The 16,808-nt window shown below is 67.2% G+C and carries 10 protein-coding genes; 4 read left to right on the top strand and 6 right to left on the bottom strand.

The window, feature by feature from the left end:
- Positions 1 to 35: 35 nt before the first annotated feature.
- Together DSM104329_RS08665 and DSM104329_RS08660 are read right to left on the bottom strand one after the other, a co-directional pair.
- Positions 36 to 437, bottom strand: a complete 402-nt coding sequence (locus DSM104329_RS08665) for a DUF5615 family PIN-like protein (RefSeq protein WP_259315034.1) — start codon at positions 435 to 437, stop codon at positions 36 to 38.
- A complete protein-coding gene (locus DSM104329_RS08660) occupies positions 434 to 1,054 on the bottom strand; it encodes a DUF433 domain-containing protein (protein ID WP_259315033.1) in 621 nt (206 codons plus the stop codon). Before DSM104329_RS08660 ends, DSM104329_RS08665 begins: the two co-directional genes overlap by 4 nt.
- Before the next feature lie 565 nt (positions 1,055 to 1,619).
- On the opposite strand from DSM104329_RS08660, the gene DSM104329_RS08655 reads away from it, so the two are divergent.
- Together DSM104329_RS08655 and DSM104329_RS29050 are read left to right on the top strand one after the other, a co-directional pair.
- Entirely contained in the window at positions 1,620 to 2,849 is a 1,230-nt protein-coding gene (locus tag DSM104329_RS08655) for a DNA cytosine methyltransferase (RefSeq protein ID WP_259315032.1), read from the top strand.
- Entirely contained in the window at positions 2,846 to 3,298 is a 453-nt protein-coding gene (locus DSM104329_RS29050) for a very short patch repair endonuclease (protein WP_407655876.1), read from the top strand. The genes DSM104329_RS08655 and DSM104329_RS29050 overlap by 4 nt, the downstream gene beginning before the upstream one ends.
- 211 nt (positions 3,299 to 3,509) lie before the next feature.
- Here DSM104329_RS29050 and DSM104329_RS08650 read toward each other — a convergent pair whose 3' ends face one another.
- The 4 genes from DSM104329_RS08650 to DSM104329_RS08635 form a co-directional block, all read right to left on the bottom strand.
- Entirely contained in the window at positions 3,510 to 4,526 is a 1,017-nt protein-coding gene (locus DSM104329_RS08650) for a PD-(D/E)XK nuclease family protein (RefSeq protein ID WP_259315031.1), read from the bottom strand.
- The gene (locus DSM104329_RS08645; protein WP_259315030.1) at positions 4,523 to 9,886 is read right to left on the bottom strand and encodes a DEAD/DEAH box helicase; all 5,364 of its coding nucleotides are present in this window, start codon (positions 9,884 to 9,886) and stop codon (positions 4,523 to 4,525) included. Before DSM104329_RS08645 ends, DSM104329_RS08650 begins: the two co-directional genes overlap by 4 nt.
- Before the next feature lie 13 nt (positions 9,887 to 9,899).
- Positions 9,900 to 10,586, bottom strand: a complete 687-nt coding sequence (locus tag DSM104329_RS08640; protein ID WP_259315029.1) for a hypothetical protein — start codon at positions 10,584 to 10,586, stop codon at positions 9,900 to 9,902.
- A 197-nt stretch (positions 10,587 to 10,783) separates the two neighbouring features.
- A complete protein-coding gene (locus tag DSM104329_RS08635) occupies positions 10,784 to 12,859 on the bottom strand; it encodes a hypothetical protein (protein WP_259315028.1) in 2,076 nt (691 codons plus the stop codon).
- A 181-nt stretch (positions 12,860 to 13,040) separates the two neighbouring features.
- On the opposite strand from DSM104329_RS08635, the gene DSM104329_RS08630 reads away from it, so the two are divergent.
- On the top strand, positions 13,041 to 14,255 hold the full coding sequence (locus DSM104329_RS08630; RefSeq protein WP_259315027.1) for a restriction endonuclease: 1,215 nt from the start codon (positions 13,041 to 13,043) through the stop codon (positions 14,253 to 14,255).
- An 88-nt stretch (positions 14,256 to 14,343) separates the two neighbouring features.
- A complete protein-coding gene (locus tag DSM104329_RS08625; RefSeq protein ID WP_259315026.1) occupies positions 14,344 to 16,518 on the top strand; it encodes a hypothetical protein in 2,175 nt (724 codons plus the stop codon).
- The last annotated feature ends 290 nt before the right edge of the window (positions 16,519 to 16,808 follow it).

The following is a 16,808-nucleotide window of genomic DNA, read 5'->3' as shown; positions in this document are numbered from 1 at the left end:
CACCCCGGTGTCCGCGCCGACCCAGATGCCGCGCTTCACGGCAGCGGGTCGGGAAGCCACGCTGCGTGGATCTCTTCGGCCTCGTCGTCGAACGTCACGATGCGGCACGTCATCCAGGCCCACGGCTCCTCACCGTCTTGCCCGGAGCGGGCTTCGATGAAGTCGATCACGCGTTGCAGCCAGGTGCGCTGCTGGTCGACCCGTCCCTGGGGCAGGATGACAAGGCCAGGATGCAACTCGTGGGCGACGGCGAGCCTGCGGAAGTCGATCTCGTTGTTCGTCACGAGGACCCAGTCCTCGGCGACGAGGATCGGAAAGAGCTCCGAGTCCGGCGCGGCCAGCAAGCCGCGCCGGCGGTTCGATGTCGCCTCGTAGCCGCGCCCATGCGCGACGCCTTCAAGAGTGGGCGTCAAGCAAGCGTCAACCCACAGTTTCACCCGTGCGCCAGCTCGCGACGACGACGAGCGATGTGCGCCTGCCGACTTGCGGGCTCACCGAAGCCGTTGGAAGCGGCCTCTCGGGTTGGGCGTCCCCGCCGGGGGTTCGCCCGGGCCCACTGGACCGCGAACTCAAACGCGTCCTCATCCATGCCCTCGTATTGCTCGCGCAGCACGGCAAGACCCTCGCCAGCCTCAATCTGCCTGGCCAGGCCCCTGATTGGCACGCGGGTCCCCCGGATCACCGGCTCGCCGCCCTGGCGATCAAGGCTGGTCTCAAAGAACCGTTCCTTGAGGCGTGCGTAACGCAGCGCGTCCTCCATCGCCTCCTCAAGCTCGGGTGTCTTGCGCACGATCACCCCCGTCCCCAGGGCCGTCTCGTCGCCGAGCGGCGCGTTGCGCAGCCACCGCGCCAACCGGCGCTTCTCGATGACCGGCAGCCCAAAGCGCAGTCCAGCGAACAGCGTGAGCGCGCCGACATCGCGAGCGTCGACTAGTGAGGCGCTGCCGACCGACTTGATCGCCACGACACGCTGCTCGATCGCCTTGTTGACGGTCGCGGCCGAGGCGCCACTGAGCTGGGCGGCTTCATTGCGGGTGATGAGGAGCGTAGGCATCGAAAAACTCGTCCTCTTAAGGAGAGGATATAGGCATCAGCGCATTCCAGCGGTGGCAATCTCAGATGCCCGCCCGCCGGGCACTCAGACGATCCGCGACACGCACCCCGCCATCAACCACGACGCCGCGACCCGTCCACACCACCCCGCTCACCACACGACCGACGACCCGCATCCCGACCCGGCGCCATCCACGCCCCTCGCTACCAACCTCCCGGCCACTACACGCGACCCGCAACCGCCCGCCGGACGCCTGCCTCACGCCGCCTCACCGCTGCGCCGCTCCCAGCAACGTCCCTCCCAACGCGCTTCGCGCAGCCGCGCACACAGTTGCACCCAGGTGGAAGGGGCGCTTGCGCCGTCCGCGTCGCCACCGTCGGACGAGACACGCGCGGACACTCGGGTCTGGCGGGTACGCCGCGATCGGTGCGCCCGAGCAAGCTGCGCGCGACTGGCTGCATCCATGACCGCGCCTCGACGGCGGGGCGCCAGCCCATCAGCCGTCATGTCAGCTCGCTACCGTGCTCTCAGCACGCGTCCGGGATTCGTGATGTGATGCCGGCGCGTGAACGTATTGTCGCTCTTCACTGGCGCCGGGGGCTTAGACCTCGGCCTCGAGGCAGCCGGGTTTCACGTCGCAGGGTGTGTCGAGCGGGACCGGGACTGTCGCCGGACGATCGCCGATAACACATCCTGGCGAGTAGCCAGCGAGGGCGATGCCGAGAAACTAGACGTGAAGCGCCTCTTGGAGGAGTTCGAACTCAAGCCTGGCGAGGTGACACTCGTCGCAGGCGGTCCGCCGTGTCAACCGTTCTCTAAGTCAGGGCAGTGGAGCAACGGGACCCCGGCGCGGATGAGCGACCCGAGAGCACGCACGCTACACGCGTATTTCGACGTTCTGGATGCAGCCTTGCCGAGAGTGATGGTGCTCGAGAACGTGAAGGGCCTCGTTGCAAAGCCGCGGGCCGGCAGCACCGAAGAGCAAGCCGTCGAACTCCTCGCACGTGTCCTTGAGGACGTCAACGGCCGGCACGGTACGTCCTATAGACCGTCCATCATCCACGTAGACGCTGCTGACCTCGGCGTGCCCCAGAGGCGGGAGCGAGTCTTCGTGCTCGCTGAGCGCAGTGGTCTCGAGTTTGCTGCACCGCAAGCGACACACGGACGGAGCGCGCCGGACGGCGCGCCTCGGTTCACGACTGCCTGGGATGCACTCGCAGACCTCGACAGCGACGATTGGGACCCGGCTTTAGCCGCCGGAGGGCAGTGGGCCGGACTCCTGCCATCGATACCGGAGGGCCGCAACTACCTGCACCACACGCGCAAGGGCGATGGAGAGCCTCTCTTTGGATGGCGCCGTAAGTATTGGTCATTCCTCTTGAAGCTTGCGAAGGATCGCCCTTCCTGGACTATCCAGGCGCAACCGGGCTCGGCGACCGGACCGTTTCATTGGCGCAATCGCAGGCTCAGCGCTCGCGAGATGGCCCGACTACAGACCTTCCCCGACACCCACCGGTTCTCCGGCGGCTACACATCCGTGCGCCGACAGATAGGAAACGCGGTTCCGGTGGCCCTCGGCGAGGTACTCGGTCTAGCAATCAGAACTCAACTGCTTGGACATATGGACCTCGGAGTGCCCTCCAGTCTCCCTAGGCAGCGACACGACTGTCCGCCCGCCGAGGTGCCCGCCCCAGTGCCCACTCGATACCTTGCTTTGCGGGGGGATCATGACGACCATCCGGGCCCGGGACAGGGTCCCCGCGGGGTACAGATCAAGGCCGGCACTCGGCAATGACTGGCTATCCACAGCCTGCCGACGAGGCGACTTCGATACGGATGCGCGCGAACCGCCGCAGGGATACGGGTCCCGAGGTCGCAGTTCGGTCGCTACTTCATCGCGCCGGCCTCAGGTTCTTCGTCGATCGACCGCTGCGACTAGCGGACGGACTCAGCGTCCGACCGGATATCTCCTTTCCTCGGTCGCGCACTGCGGTCTTCATCGACGGCTGCTTCTGGCATGTGTGCCCAGAACACGGCACGCGCCCAAGGCGGAATCAGGAGTATTGGGCACCCAAACTGCAACGCAACGTTGAACGTGATCGTCGAGTGGACCGAGCGCTGGCGAACGCCGGCTGGATCGTGGCTCGCTATTGGGAGCATCAGGATCCCACGACCGTTGCTCGGGCCATCACCAGACTGGTCACCGAGCGCTCAGCGCTGGCAAACGCTGAGCGTTCCGTCTAGGCTGCCGCGCCGCGACTGGGTTCGTTGGTGATAGCGCACTGGTTCTATGAGAAGCACCACACGTTCCTACCGATTGATCCGCCGACGGCGTAACGGGCGTTACCGCGGCCGGTTGTCGACCCGTTGCGTCCGCGCGAAACGGTCGGAATGAGGCTCCGCGTTGCGCAACGTCGACGCCCCAGGCATCGCAAGTCACGAACGGTGCTCACGCTCAGGAAGCCGAAACCCATATCCTCGTTGAAGCGCCCCCGTTTAGGTTCTGGTCGCGGTCGATCCAGAGTCCAACGAGCGCGAGCGTGTCACCCGGCTTGATCTCCCGACCTTCAGGCTCGGCGAGTCCCTGCACCGCGGCGTGCCCCTCGCACACACCTTCAACCTCTTCCAGCTTCACGGTCAGCCCGCCCGCAGCGCTTCGCTCAGACCACACCACCCGTCCTCGCACAGCGAGCGGGGCGGCCCATTCGTCGGTGAACGCGTCCCAGAACGCCTCGCATCGCGGCGCGAACGAGCAGTGTCGGTACACGCTCGGAGCTGGAGAGGCGGGCGGTCGGCTGCCGAGGTGGTCGAGGTAGCGGGCGCGGAGCTCGAGCGCCTCCTGCACGACCTCCTCGCACCGTGTCCGGTCGACCTTCCACTCCACTGGTGCGCCGCCGAAGCGAAGGATCACTGCGCGATCGGGCCAGTGGCCCGTTCGCGCCTCCTCAAGCACGCCGTAGAGGGCGAGCTGATCTTGCAGGTGGGTCGCCAGCGCGCCTTCGTCGTCTAGGACGGTGCCGGTCTTGTAGTCCACGACGGCATGCAGTACCGCTGATCTGATTGTGAGATCGAGGATCCCCTTGATACGCCCGGCGTGACTCTCAAGCAGTTGCTCGCAGCGAAGCTCGACTGGCTCGCCTGCCTCGACGACCAGGGAGACGGCGCGACTCGCGACATTCGTCAGGCGCGCGGCAGCGACGCGGGACCGACGTACCGGCCGTGGCCCGGCAAGGTCGGTGAGGGCGCTCTCGAAGGTCCGGGTAAGCGAGCCGGACCGCTCGTCGAACGGCGGGCCCGGCTCGACCAGGGCAGCTAGCGTGGCGTGCACCGCCTGACCGATCAGCTGCGCATCGCCGGGCGGTGCAGGTCCTGTGGAACTCTGAGCGAAGGCGACCCTCAGGAAGCATTCGCGCAAGCCCCGCAGACCTGACGGCGAGACGCTCGGAAGGTTCTGAACGACCGGTGCGCTCACAGGCCTGCGAAAACCGCCCCCGGCCTGCGTAGGAGGTCAAAGGACGAGCGACACTCCGCCGCGCCTCCTTCCGGGATCAGTCCCCGGTCCTCCGCATCGGCGACAGCCCGCGCGAGACGCTCTGACCACCAGTCCTCGCGATCGTCCTCCAAAGGATGCGAGACGACGATTAGACGGTGGTCCTGTGCCTCACACGTCCACACGCCCCCGGCGACCTGAGCCGGCCTCGCGTCGAACGCGCTGGCAAAGCTCCGCGCGACCTGCTCCTCCGTCTGAGACCACCTGTCGACGTTCAGCGGCAACCCTTCGATGAGGTCAAGCCAGTCGCGAGCCAGGCGCCAGTCCAACAGCGCGTGGTAGGCCTGGTTCTCGTAGGACCGCAGGCAGTCATAGCAGGACGAGTCGCACGGATGGTCGACGTCATCGGCAAGCTCCTCGACGTAGGCACGAGCAGACGCGAGCAACTTCCTGAGCTGATCCGGCTCTCCGAGATGCGTGCAGTAGCCGGCTCCGTTCTCCAGTGCGTCAGCCAGAAAGATCCAACCTCGTGGGTCGCTGCCGAGCTGCGGCTCTGACCACAGGCCGACGCGAAGCTCGCGGCCCTGGACGTCGAGCTGCCGAGCGGCGGACTCGCGGATCAGGAAGCCGGCGGAGTAGAGCGCCGCCTTCCCGGCGACCGTCCTGGGATCGAGCCGCAGCTCCTCTGGGATCTGACCCGCCGCGAGCAGCAGGGTGTCGGTGACCTGACGAGAGCCCAACGACACGTTCACCGCCTGCTCCTCCGCCAGGGCAGGGATGTCAAGCCCGCGGTGCGAGGGGTCGTTCTTCAGCTCGACCGAGAAGAGCCCGTTGAACCTTGGGTTCCTGGCGGGCGCCAGTTCAAAGCCGATCCCCCCGTTGTCATTGACGACGTACAGCCGGTCAGAGCCGATCCGCGCCTCGAGGTTCTCGACGCTCGCGCCGCCCCTCGCCTCGCCTGGTGACAGCCGCCCCGGTGACGCTGCCGGACGCCATTCGAACCGACCGTCGTAGTTGCGGGGGCTCCAGTCTGTCCGGAATCCCAGCGGCTGGGCAAGGTCGATTCTGGAGAAGACCGGGTCGCTCTTGCCGCAGACGGGACACGCGGTCGGGTCCCGGCCGTCGGCCGGCTCCAGATGGAGGCAGTCGCGGCAGTAGAGGAGATCCTCGCGGGGACCGAGCGGGTCTGGGTGTTGGAAGGCCCGTCCCCCGATTGCGTCCCAGGCGGCAACACCGACGGCAACGTGGATGGCCTTGTCCTTCGGCGTCTCCGATCCCGGGGCAAACTGGCTCACGGCGATCTCGAGGTCGCGATCCACGGTCGCTGCTGGCGGCCAGGGGTAGCCCGTGGGACGTCCGTGGAACAGGTATCGCACCCGCGTCGGGAAGCCGAACATCGGCAGGAGGCCCCCTTCGGCGAGCACCTGGCTCAGGTCCCACGCGGCCAGCGCCGCGTCGGCGAGCTCGCCGATGCGCTCCAGCATCTCGCCTGCCACGAACTCTCGCAGCATCGGTCGCTGCTCCTTGAGCAGCGTCAAACTCAGCAGGGCGTCGAGGCAGCGATCGACATCCTCGCCGTGATGCGCGATCCAGTCTCGAACGTAGGTCTCATGCTTCGACCGCCAGTCGCCTGCCACCCCGAACTGACCATGGACGTTCGATCCCAGCTCAGCGGCATCGTCCTCGATCCCGAGTTGCCTGAACGCCTGTCGCAGGACCTCGATCGCCAGCACGCGCTTGAGGATGTCCGGGCGCGAGAGGTCGATGTACGGCTCGGGCGGAGGATCCCCGGTGATCTTCTCGGGGTGATCGAAGTAGTAGTCGTCGTGACTCCTGCCGCGACAGATGGTCAGGGCTAGCGCGAGCGGATCGTCTCGCCGTCCCGCCCGTCCAACGCGCTGCTGGTAGTTGAAGCGCATCGGAGGCATGTTGGCCATCATCACCGCGCGCAAGCTGCCGATATCGACGCCTGCCTCCATCGTGGTGGTCACCGACAGGAGGTCGATCGTGTCGACCCGCTCGAGCTCGTCCTCGAGGAAGATCCCCTGGAACGCCGTCTGGCGCCGGCCCGACTCGGACCTGCCTGTCTGTCCCGTCAGCTCCTCGCAGTGCAGGCGGAACGCGTGTCCGCCGGAGCTGGCCAGCCAGGCGTAGTAGTTGCCGTCGCTGGCCGTGGCTTCCTCAGGCGCACCGAGGCGGCCTCGGCAGTACGTGCAGACGCCACCGGCCGAATGGAGATGGACACGCAGGCACGTCGGGCACTGCCACTGGGACTCACCAGCCGGGGCGAGCCAGAGCGCACCCGTTTCGATGAGCCACCGGTCGACCCCCCCAGCCAGGCTCTCCGCGACGCGCAGTCCGAGCACCTCCTCGTCAACCTGTTGGGCTGCCGCCACCTCCTTGAGCCAGCGCCGGAGGTTGGTGGGCATATCGTCGTCGGGATCACGCATGCCGATGAAGCGCCGACGCGCGCCGAGGATGCGCATCGCCCCGCTGAGGATGTCGCGGAAGATGGCGGCGTCTATCCCCGTAGGCACCGAGAGCGTGGTCGTCGGATCGAGCGTCGTGAAGGCAAGGCCGATCGACTCGATATCACGACCACCGCCCGAGTAGATGCTGTTGACGGCCTCCTCTCGAGACAGGCGTCTGATCTCCGCGAGGAGGCGACGCCCATCCTCGCTGAGGTCGTCCGGGTGCTTCGACCGAGGAGGCGTAGCTGCCCACTCGTAGATCTCGTGCCACGGCTTGCGGTTGTCCTCGGGCCCGAAGCCAGACAGGTCGTAGGCCGGTCCGCCGGGATTGACGCCGAGAAGGAGCAGCTTGTCGGTCACGGCCTGCGAGAGGGTGGCCAGCGGGGTAGCCGGCGATCGCAGGCGCGTGAGTATCCGCTCGGCCAGAGCGGCGTCGGCCTCATCGTCGATGTCGTCGCGCGCGTAGTCCTCGATCAGGGGCGCGTGCTGCGGCTCCTGTGCCCTCAGCCACCGTCGCGCCTCGGTCGCCTGAGCGGACGTGTCTGCGCCGGTCGCCCGAGCCAGCGCGAGCTCGACCATGCCGGTCTTGGCGGCCTCATCCGCGATCGACTGGAACAGCAGCTGCCGCACCAGGTCGCGGTAGTGAGACGTCTCAAGCCCGGCGGACAGCTTGGCGGCGTCCATGCGGCTGTCGGAGAACAGCACGAGCTTGCGGCGGTCGCCCATCTGTCGCATGAGCTCGTCGGCCAGGACCTGGTTGGCCTTCTCGAAGCCCATGCCCATCGCTCGGATGGACGAATGCGTCCGCGAGCGATCCTCGACGGCCCGGGCCTCCCGGCCGAAGGCATACCGCTCAGAGTTATCGCCGCAGCTCGGACAGAAGATCGGCAGCGGATTGACCTTCGGCAGGGCGGTCGCGTCTGGATCGCTTCCGTCCTTCAACGTGACGTGAAAGGTCCAGCCGGTCGCGCCGACCTTCTGATTCTGGACACGCCCCGACATGGGCTCATAGCGAGATCGTCGGAACGCGAACCGGTACGCCCCGCGCTCCCAGTGCGCCCCATGCTTGTAGGGGACCGCCGGGTCCTCGCGCTGTGGCCAGTAGAGCAGGAACGTCGTCGGGTCCTTCGCCAGCCGTGCGCGCTCTGGGATGCCCTCAAGGTCTGGAGAGTCAGGGAACAGGTGCCATGCCAGCATGTCCTGCTCCTCGCTTGTGTAGCCCCCGAGGAAGACGTCACCGCAGGTCTCGCAGTAGAGGAGCTCGAGGACCCGGGCGCCGCACTCCTCGCACCGGTAGCGAGGCTGGTCGTACAGCGTCCCGATATTGCGTCGCGAATCCGCGTGCCCAGGCTTGCATTCAGGGTTCGAGCAAGCCCAGACCCCGAGCACCGTCCGCAGGAAGAGGTGGCCACGGACGCGCATCCCCGCGTGGCCCGCGAGGTTGAGGGCGGCGTAGGCCGCAGACTCCCGAAGGTGTTCGTCCTGGATGGTCGGGAACAGGCCCTCGCCGAGGTCGGTGACGCTGCGGGCAGCCGCACCGCCGTCGTCGTTCTTGCACATATCGGTGATCGCGGCCGGTAGACGCAGCTGCAGTGCGAGGGTCCGGGCCTCCTCGTCGTCCCGCTCCGAGGCCGACATGATGGTCGCCAGGTGCGGCGAGAGGTCAGCCGGAGGGTCGCCAAGCGGCTCTGCCTCGCCAGCCCAGATGTCGAAGCGGTCGATGGGCTGCGCGAAGAACCCTTCGATGAACCCTCTGTCTCGCTCCTGCTCGAGCGAGGCGCTCGTCGCCAGGATCCGCAGCTTCTCGGGCCGGTCGATGAGTCCCAGGCGATCGAGCAGGTTCCTGAGCAGGTAGGCGACCTCGCTTCCCTGCGTGCCGCGGTACATGTGCAGCTCGTCGATGACGAGCGTGAAGACGCTGTCGTCGCGCTCCAACCATTCCTGGGTGGCCCTGAACAGTCGCTCATCCCGCTTGCGTCGAAGCAGGATGTTGAGCATCGAGTAGTTCGTGATCAGGAGATCGGGCGGTGCCTCCTGGATGTCCCACCTCGACCGCATCTCGCCGCCATCCAGGCGCGGCACGAAGTAGGACACCCCGCCATACCTATCCGGGTCAGCCTCCTCCATCGCGGAGGCCTTGCGCGACCTCCCGTCAAGCAGCCTGAGGCTCCTGCGAAGCAGATCGACCGCCGTATCGCTCTCTCGGCTGCCGGAGACCGGCGTCTGGCCCGTGTAGCGCCCGAAGTAGAACCGATGTCCTGGGCGGTGCTGCTTGAGCCAGGCCCGCGCCGCCGGCCCGTCGACCGCCCGGCGAAGGCGGACAAGCTGGTCCTCGACCAGCGCGTTCATCGGATACATGACCAGCGCCCGGATCGCTGCCGGCCGGCCGTCCCCCTCACCTCGCTGCGCTCGCCACGGCCCCTTCGACGTCCACCAGTCCTCGCCGACCGGGGCGGGGTCCGTCCAGCCCGCCGACTCGCGGACAAGGTCAGCCAAGATCGGGAGGAGGAAGGCCTCCGTCTTGCCAGAGCCGGTGCCAGCCGTCACGACGGAATGCCGTCCCGCCATGGCGGAGGCAAGCATCTGCTGCTGATGGAGGCGAAGGGACGGCACGCCCTCCATCAGGCCCGCCGAGACAAGCTCTGAGAGGCCCGCCGGGCCGCGAGCCTCTGAGATGGCCTCAGCGATGGACCCCGGCGCGTTCCTCCAGTCCCGGATCGGCTCAACGAACGGCTTGCGCCATGACACGCCGTCTCGATCCAGCAGCTGGCGGCGCTCCTGCTCGAGCACATCGCTGCGCAGCGCGAACGGGGTGTCGTAGTACCGGAACAGACCCTCGCGAAGGGCCTGGAAGGTCTGCTCAAGCTGCATCTAGCGCCTACTTCTACTTGATTACGAGGCGTTGCTCGAGATCGGCGGCGATCCGCCGTGCGAGCCACTCTGGGACGTTGGCGTACAGCTGGCTTCCGTTGTCGTACTCACTCGACAGGCCGCTGCACAGCGTCGCGGCCCGCGCGTGCAGCGACGGAAGCGGCAGGAACATCGGCACGTCCAGCGTCCCGTTGACCCCATCGGGCCGCCACCACAGCAGGTCGTCTCTGCCGAGCCTTCGTGCCTCAGCCCACGCTCCGACTGCGAGGTCGGTCTCATACCGGGCGCCGTCGGCATCGACGAAGTGGATCGTTCTTGGCCCCGAGCGTTCGTAGAGGTAGAGCCCGGGGCTGTCATCGCGCTCGGCCGGGAGCCACTGCCGATCGATGTCGTAGCGGTCGACCCCGTAGTGCATGACGATGGACGGGGTTCGTCGGGTTGCGAGGTGAGCGTTCAGATCGGGCAGGACAGCTGCGAGGCGCTCCACGACGGAATGGGCATAGGGGATGTCAAGCGATGCCGCCGCCTTGATGAGTGCTCGCTCCGAGTCGGCCGCGATGAAGATGGCATCGGGTGCCCGGCTCTGGCGGACCGGGATGGCGATGGCGTCGTGGGCCTGGATGCGCTCGTCGACCTCGCTTGTGAGCCGCGCGGTGCGCGCTCCGACCAGCAGCCCGTGTCCGGCGGCGTCGGGCAGCAACGTCAGGCAGGGTGGCGCCGCGCCCCATCGCCGCCGCCGCCAGTCGACCTCGATGCAAGCGAGCGCTGACAGCTCTCGAAGCGCGGCGAATGGGGACTCCTTGCGGCTGCCAGGCGTCGCCCAGGCGTGGGCCTCGGCGAAGCGCTCGAAGTCGTGGTGGCCGATCTCAGCGACCCACTGGGAGAGCTGCTCGTAGCTCATGCCACGCCTGCGTCGTCCGAGATCCTGTCGGCCAGGACGCGGTACAGATCCAGACGCTCCGGCGCGCCGTCATCGCGCACGATGAGCGTCGCGTTGAGCAGGAGACGGGCCCACAGCGCCACAGCTTCCGCCGACTCGCCAACGTCCTCGCTGGGCATTTCGTCCAGCACGGCCCGGATGCGGAGCGCAGGCGCGAGCGTCCACCGCTGAACCAGCCAGGCCACGTCGAATGCCGCCCTCGCCTCGTAGAGACGGTCCGTCAACCCCGCGCGCGTCAGCCATGCTGGGGTTCGCGGCGGTTGAACCTCGTCGACCTGGCCCGGATGGCACCCTAGGAGCCAGGCCCGCTGGGCACCGCGATGGAGCAGGACGGGTGCTGGCCGCGGCCGGACGGCAGGCCCTTCGACCACAGCGCCTTGAATTCGGACGTCAAGGCTCGGATCGATCGTCGGTGGCTCATGCGCAGTGACCTTGCCGTCAGTGTCGACCTGCACGCCGTGCGCCGGTACCTGCGTCGGCGGGGGCGACCGCACAGCCGATGCCACCGTCGTGAACCTCCGGGTCGTGCCGGCCCAGCTCACCACGTGCGTCGAGCTGTCAGACGCGTCGATCACATCCGCAAGTCGGACCTGCTCGCCTCGAACGTCGAGCCGATCCCCATCGAGCAGTGGCGTCAGCGCCGGCTCATCGTTCGGCGCGACGGGCAGCCACAGGTCCGGGGCGCCGCCCGCGAGGTAGGAGCTTGTCGCCCGCAGCGGCAAGCCGCCGCGCAGCGTGAGGCGATGGCGGTTGGTCGGGCGTTGACTCGACAAGACACCGCTGAGGGCCGCCGCGTCGTCGAAGACCACGTTGCGGACGATGGTCCACCCGCGCAGCGCTCCAGGAGCGTCCGTCTCGACTCCCCGCTCCTGCGCGCAGCGTCCGATCTGCGCCAAGACGTCATCTGACTGCGATGGCGACACGAGCAGCCAATGGCGCACGCCCGGCTCAATGGATGAGGTGGTGGCCCAGCCACCGAGCTCTGGGTCGAGCTGCAGCACGTGAACCTCGCCGCCCGCCAGGACCAGACGAGCATCGCCCGAGCCGAGCACGAGACCCCTGAGGAGCATGCGGCCCTCGACGCTGCCTGACAGGGTGAAGACGCCGTCCTGCGCCATGGCCGTGACCGTGCGCCCAGCGAAGGGGCCTTGCAGTCGAGTCGGGAAGCCATCCGGCTGCTCCGCCATGAGGCTGACCGACACACGAGGGTATGCGCTGATCACCACGCGCAGCACCGCACGCCGCTCGTTGCCCGCTCGCGAGGCGGTGCCATCCCACGTGCGCGCGAATCCGCCCAGGATGCGCGCGATCGTCGCGCCGAACTGCTCCTCGGAGACCATGCGCAGCGCACCCGCGCTGAGGCCGCGGCCTGGCGCCCATGCTCGGAAGTGCGCAGCAAGGACATCCTCGTCTAACGCCTCGCCGGGCCGCAGGGCGATCCAGCGGAAGAAGTCATCCAGCTTGAGCGAGTCAGCGCTGCGAAAGAGCGTCTGCGAGATCGGATAGCCGATGTGCGTGTAGTGCTTGTCCTCGACGATCGTCGAGAGCCCCAGCGCGCCGCCGAGGTGCACGTCCAACCACCATGTGAGGGTCTCCCACAGGTAGTACAGCGAGTCCCGAAACCCCGCCGGCATGTGCGCATCGTCCAGCTCCAGCAGCGCACAAAGGTGATGCCGGTAGTTCGTGGCCGCTACCGACCCGGTTCCCATCCGGGTTGCGGCAAGGACGCACAGCGCAAGCAGGTGCAGGAACGGGGGCGCCCCGTCGGCGCCCCTGAGCTTCCACTGCCGGCCACGTCGCTCGAAACCGTCGAAGTACCCGCGAGGCTCCGGACCCGCTAGGCCGGAGCGGACCGCGCGACCGAGGCACGCCACGGCCGCATCCCGGCGGCCGCTGGGATGCAGCGCCGCAAGGAGGTCCTCGTCCACGAAGAACAGGACGGGCAGCTGAGCCACGTCGGGCCGGAAGAAGTGCTCAGCCAGTGCCGTGCACCACTCGGCTGAACCCCAGTCGCTCGCTCCGTGTTCGCTCATCTCAGTGACGGATCGACAGCCGCGCAAGACTCTTGACACGGCAACCGCCGGTCCCCGAACGCGCGCAGCCCCTTCGATCGCGCAAGGTTACTTTGAGCATCGGCGACTCGCCGGACCTCCGCGCTCGAACGCGGGGCCTGCGACGAGTCGGCATCGGCCACCGTCGAGGGATACTGGGCCCATGACCGAACGCGTTGCTTTCACGGACCTCGCCAACGCCGACCTTGTCGTGAATGCCGTCTACGAGGGCGGCGAGCAGGGCAACGCGTCCGACGACCCACTTGCAAGGCTGCTGCCCGTCGGGAACCAAGGAGGCTTCCGATTCAAGGGCGAGCGAAACTCGCACACCTATCGCCTGGCCGCTCTCTACACATCTGCGGCCGATCCCGACTGGCCGGACCGGCTCGACATTAACACCGGGCTCTTCACCTACTACGGCGACAACAAGAAGCCCGGCTCGCCTCTGCACGCGACACAGCGAGGCGGGAACGAGCTGCTGCGATTTGTCTTCGAGTCGATCCACGCAGCCACGCCGCAACGCGGCGTGGTACCTCCGTTCCTCGTCTTTCAGAAGGCACAGCGAGGCCCGGGGCGACATGTCAAGTTCCTTGGCCTCGCCGTCCCAGGGGCCGCGGACGTCGCGCCCCTTGATGATCTCGTCGCGGTCTGGCGGTCGACGGCCGGCGAGCGCTTCCAGAACTACAAGGCGGTCTTCACGATCCTCGACGTCGCGACCGTCCCGCGCGCCTGGATCACGGAGCTCAAGGAGGGCGACCCCCTCGGCGAGCACTGTCCAGGACCGTTCCGCGAGTGGGTGGAGATAGGCACGTACAGACCTCTCGAGTCCCCAAGCACGCTGCCGTACCGAACCACGGCGGAGCAACGACCCCAGACGACCCAGGACGCGGCGCTTGTCCAAGCCGTCTACGAGTACTTCAAGCCCGATCCGCACGCCTTCGAGGCGCTTGCGATCGAACTCTGGAAGATGGCCGCCAAGGAAGACGTCTCCGTCGAGGCAACCCGCCGCAGTCGAGACTCGGGGAGGGACGCGTTCGGCAAGATGTTCGTTGGTCCGCCCCAGGCAAAGGTCCCACTCGACTTCAGCCTTGAGGCGAAGTGCTTCGAGCCCTCCAAGGGCTGCGGAGTCGCGTCCACGTCACGGCTAATCTCCCGCCTCAGGAACCGGCACTTCGGCGTCTTCGTCACCACGTCATACGTCGGGCCCGACCCGTCGCGCGAGATCCACGAGGACAACCAGCCCGTCATCGTCATCGCCGGTCGCGACATCGCCGAGCTTCTGAAGGAGAACGGAAAGGCCTCACCCGAGGCGGTGCACGAATGGCTTGCAGCGACGTTCCCGCTGGGATACCAAGCGGCCACCACCCCAGCGGCGTGACCCGGCCCAGGCCTGCTGTCGCCCTGGAGCTGCAGGTCGCATCGCCCGTCGGCTTGGACAGCAGCGCCCGACCTGATGCACTCTCCCGATGCGCCTAGTCGCCTACGAGTTCGCCGGCGCCGACGCCCCGGTCGCGAGCGGCTTCATCGCCCTAGGGGACGTCACAGTCCTGTTCGGTCCCAACGATGTCGGCAAGTCCCGGCTGCTGAGCACCATCGCCAACGGGGCCCGCTCGCTTGACGACCTCATCGAGGGCCGGCCAGCACGTCGAGAGCACCGCTTCACGGTCCAGCTCGAGGCTGAGGACACCGAGCAGCTCCTGAACGCCACCTATGCGCGGCAGCTCGACGAGGACGATGACGGGCCGCCCAGCACCCCGGACGGCCGTTCCGCCTGGCTTGCCATGGCGGATCCATCGCATCGCGCGGCGCTCTCACGCTCGTCGGTCTTCGCCCTGGAGGCGCTCGACGACTGGTGCGGCAAGCCGCCGACTGGGCGGCCAGGTCTCCTGGTCAGCTGGTTGCATGACATAGGTCCGCTCGCCGGCGCTCACTCCTTCAGCGGATTCAGCGAACGGGCGACACGGATCGGCACCATCGACCTCCCTGCGCTTCCCATGCCGGTACACGTCCCGAGCACCGATCCGGGGTGGCTGCGCCAGCAGCTCGCCGACGCGCTGGAAGGGTGGCTGGCGCACGTGCTCTGGGCCATGTCAACCAAGTCCGCACTCGAGTGGCTGCGTGACGCCTGGCAAGAGGTCGAAGGCGTTGACGACTGGATCGACATCGCGGAGAGCTTCGCCCGCCGCGTGGAGGACCGACCGGCCCCAGAGACCCTCTGGACCGTGCGAGACGAAGGGTCCGTCGCCTGTCGACCGCTCGCGCTCGCTGGCTGCCGACACCTGAGCGAGCTGGCGACCAGTCTGGCACCCGACTTCTTGAAGGAGCGCTACCAGCTTGAGGTGAAGCCTCAAGACCTGCTGCGGTGGCGAGAGGACGACCCCGTGGTCGTGTCGCTCGTCTCGGCTGCTGACGGATCCGTCTACGACCACAGCTCGGTCGCCGACGGCCTACGGCTATGGGCCGAGATCGCTCTCCTGGAGGCGGCTGACGCGATGAGGCGGGCAGAGCTGGGACTGCGCCACGCCCTGTTCGAGATCGAGGCTGTCGTCTACAACCGCCGTCCGGCCGGGTCAGCGACGATCGATCGATACCTGCGACTGCTGGACGAAGCCGCCAGCAAGGCGGTGGACCCGCCCTTCCAGCGGACGCTAGGCGCCGCGTTTGCTCTGGCCAGCGGCGTAGATAGCCCATGGCGCGACGAGAACGAGCCGGCACCGAAGCTCGTTCAGCGCGTCTCTGCCGTTCGGCCTCGTCTGTATCTGCTCGACGAGCCCGAGCGTCATCTGAACCCAAGGCTCCAACGCGCTGCGGCTCGCTGGCTGATCGATCTGCTGAGGACGCGCGGATCGCAGGGACTCATCGCCACGCACGCGCACGCCTTCTTGAGTGCTGGGTCGGACACGCGGTTCGTGCATGTTCGTCGCACCTTCAGTGGCCGGTCCGAGCTGATCCCGTTCTCGCCAGACGAGCTGACCGCGTACTCAGATGTTGCCGAGGACATGGGACTTGACCGTGGCGAGTTACTCACGAACATCGAGGTCATCCTGTTCGTGGAGGGCCGCCATGACCAAGTCGTCCTCGACGAACTGTTCGGCAGCCGTTTCCACCGCGCCGGGATCGTCACCGTGCCCATCGCCGGCGTCGGGCGGCATGCGCAGATCGTCGAGCACGAGGTGCTCGTGAAGTTCACGCGCGCACGGCTGGCGGTCGTCTTTGACAAGCTGGAGCCAGCCGTCATTCAGCGACTTCTCGACGACGCAGACTTCCGGCAGGAGTCGTTGCGGTCGCGAGACACCGAACTCAACGCAATGGCGTCGCTGCTGCAGAACGCGGCAGTCAACGACCGCACCGTTCAGCCGTTCGCCCTTCCCGTCGACGACATCTTCGACGCACTCGACGAGGAGGTCCTCAGGGATCAGTTTCCGAAGTACCCGGGCCACGGCATGGCGTCGGAAGAGTGGCAGCGTAATCGAAGAGACAACGGGAATCGCAAGCGCTTCTACGAGGACCGGTACGACGTGCCGAACCACGCCACCACCTACAAGAGAATCGCTGCGCTGATGCGGACACTCGACCGGATCCCTCAACCGCTCACCGCATTCGCCACAGAGGTCGAGCGCTTCGCCTTCCCCGCCGCGTAACGGGACAGTCGGCGCGAGTTCAACGTCCTAGACCGCACGACTCTCACGCACGGAGCCTTAGCCTTGGGCGACCTTCGTGCGCGACGTGAGAAGGGTTTGAGAACGAACTTCTCACCAGATGCGTCCGAATCGTCCAGATCCGCGGACATGACGCCCGATGTATGCTTGGAAAAGAGCGGTCTGACAGCTACGGAGCCTCATTGAGGGCCTTGTGAGCGAATAGCTCGTGGAGGTTCGAGTCCTCTCCGGCGCACTGGTGAAGCCCCGCTACGGCGGGGTTTCTTGTTTCC

It is taken from the genome of Capillimicrobium parvum (assembly GCF_021172045.1).
GTDB lineage: Bacteria > Actinomycetota > Thermoleophilia > Solirubrobacterales > Solirubrobacteraceae > Capillimicrobium > Capillimicrobium parvum.
The sequence above is the reverse complement of the archived record's forward strand: the minus strand, read 5'-3'. Positions and strand labels throughout refer to the sequence as shown.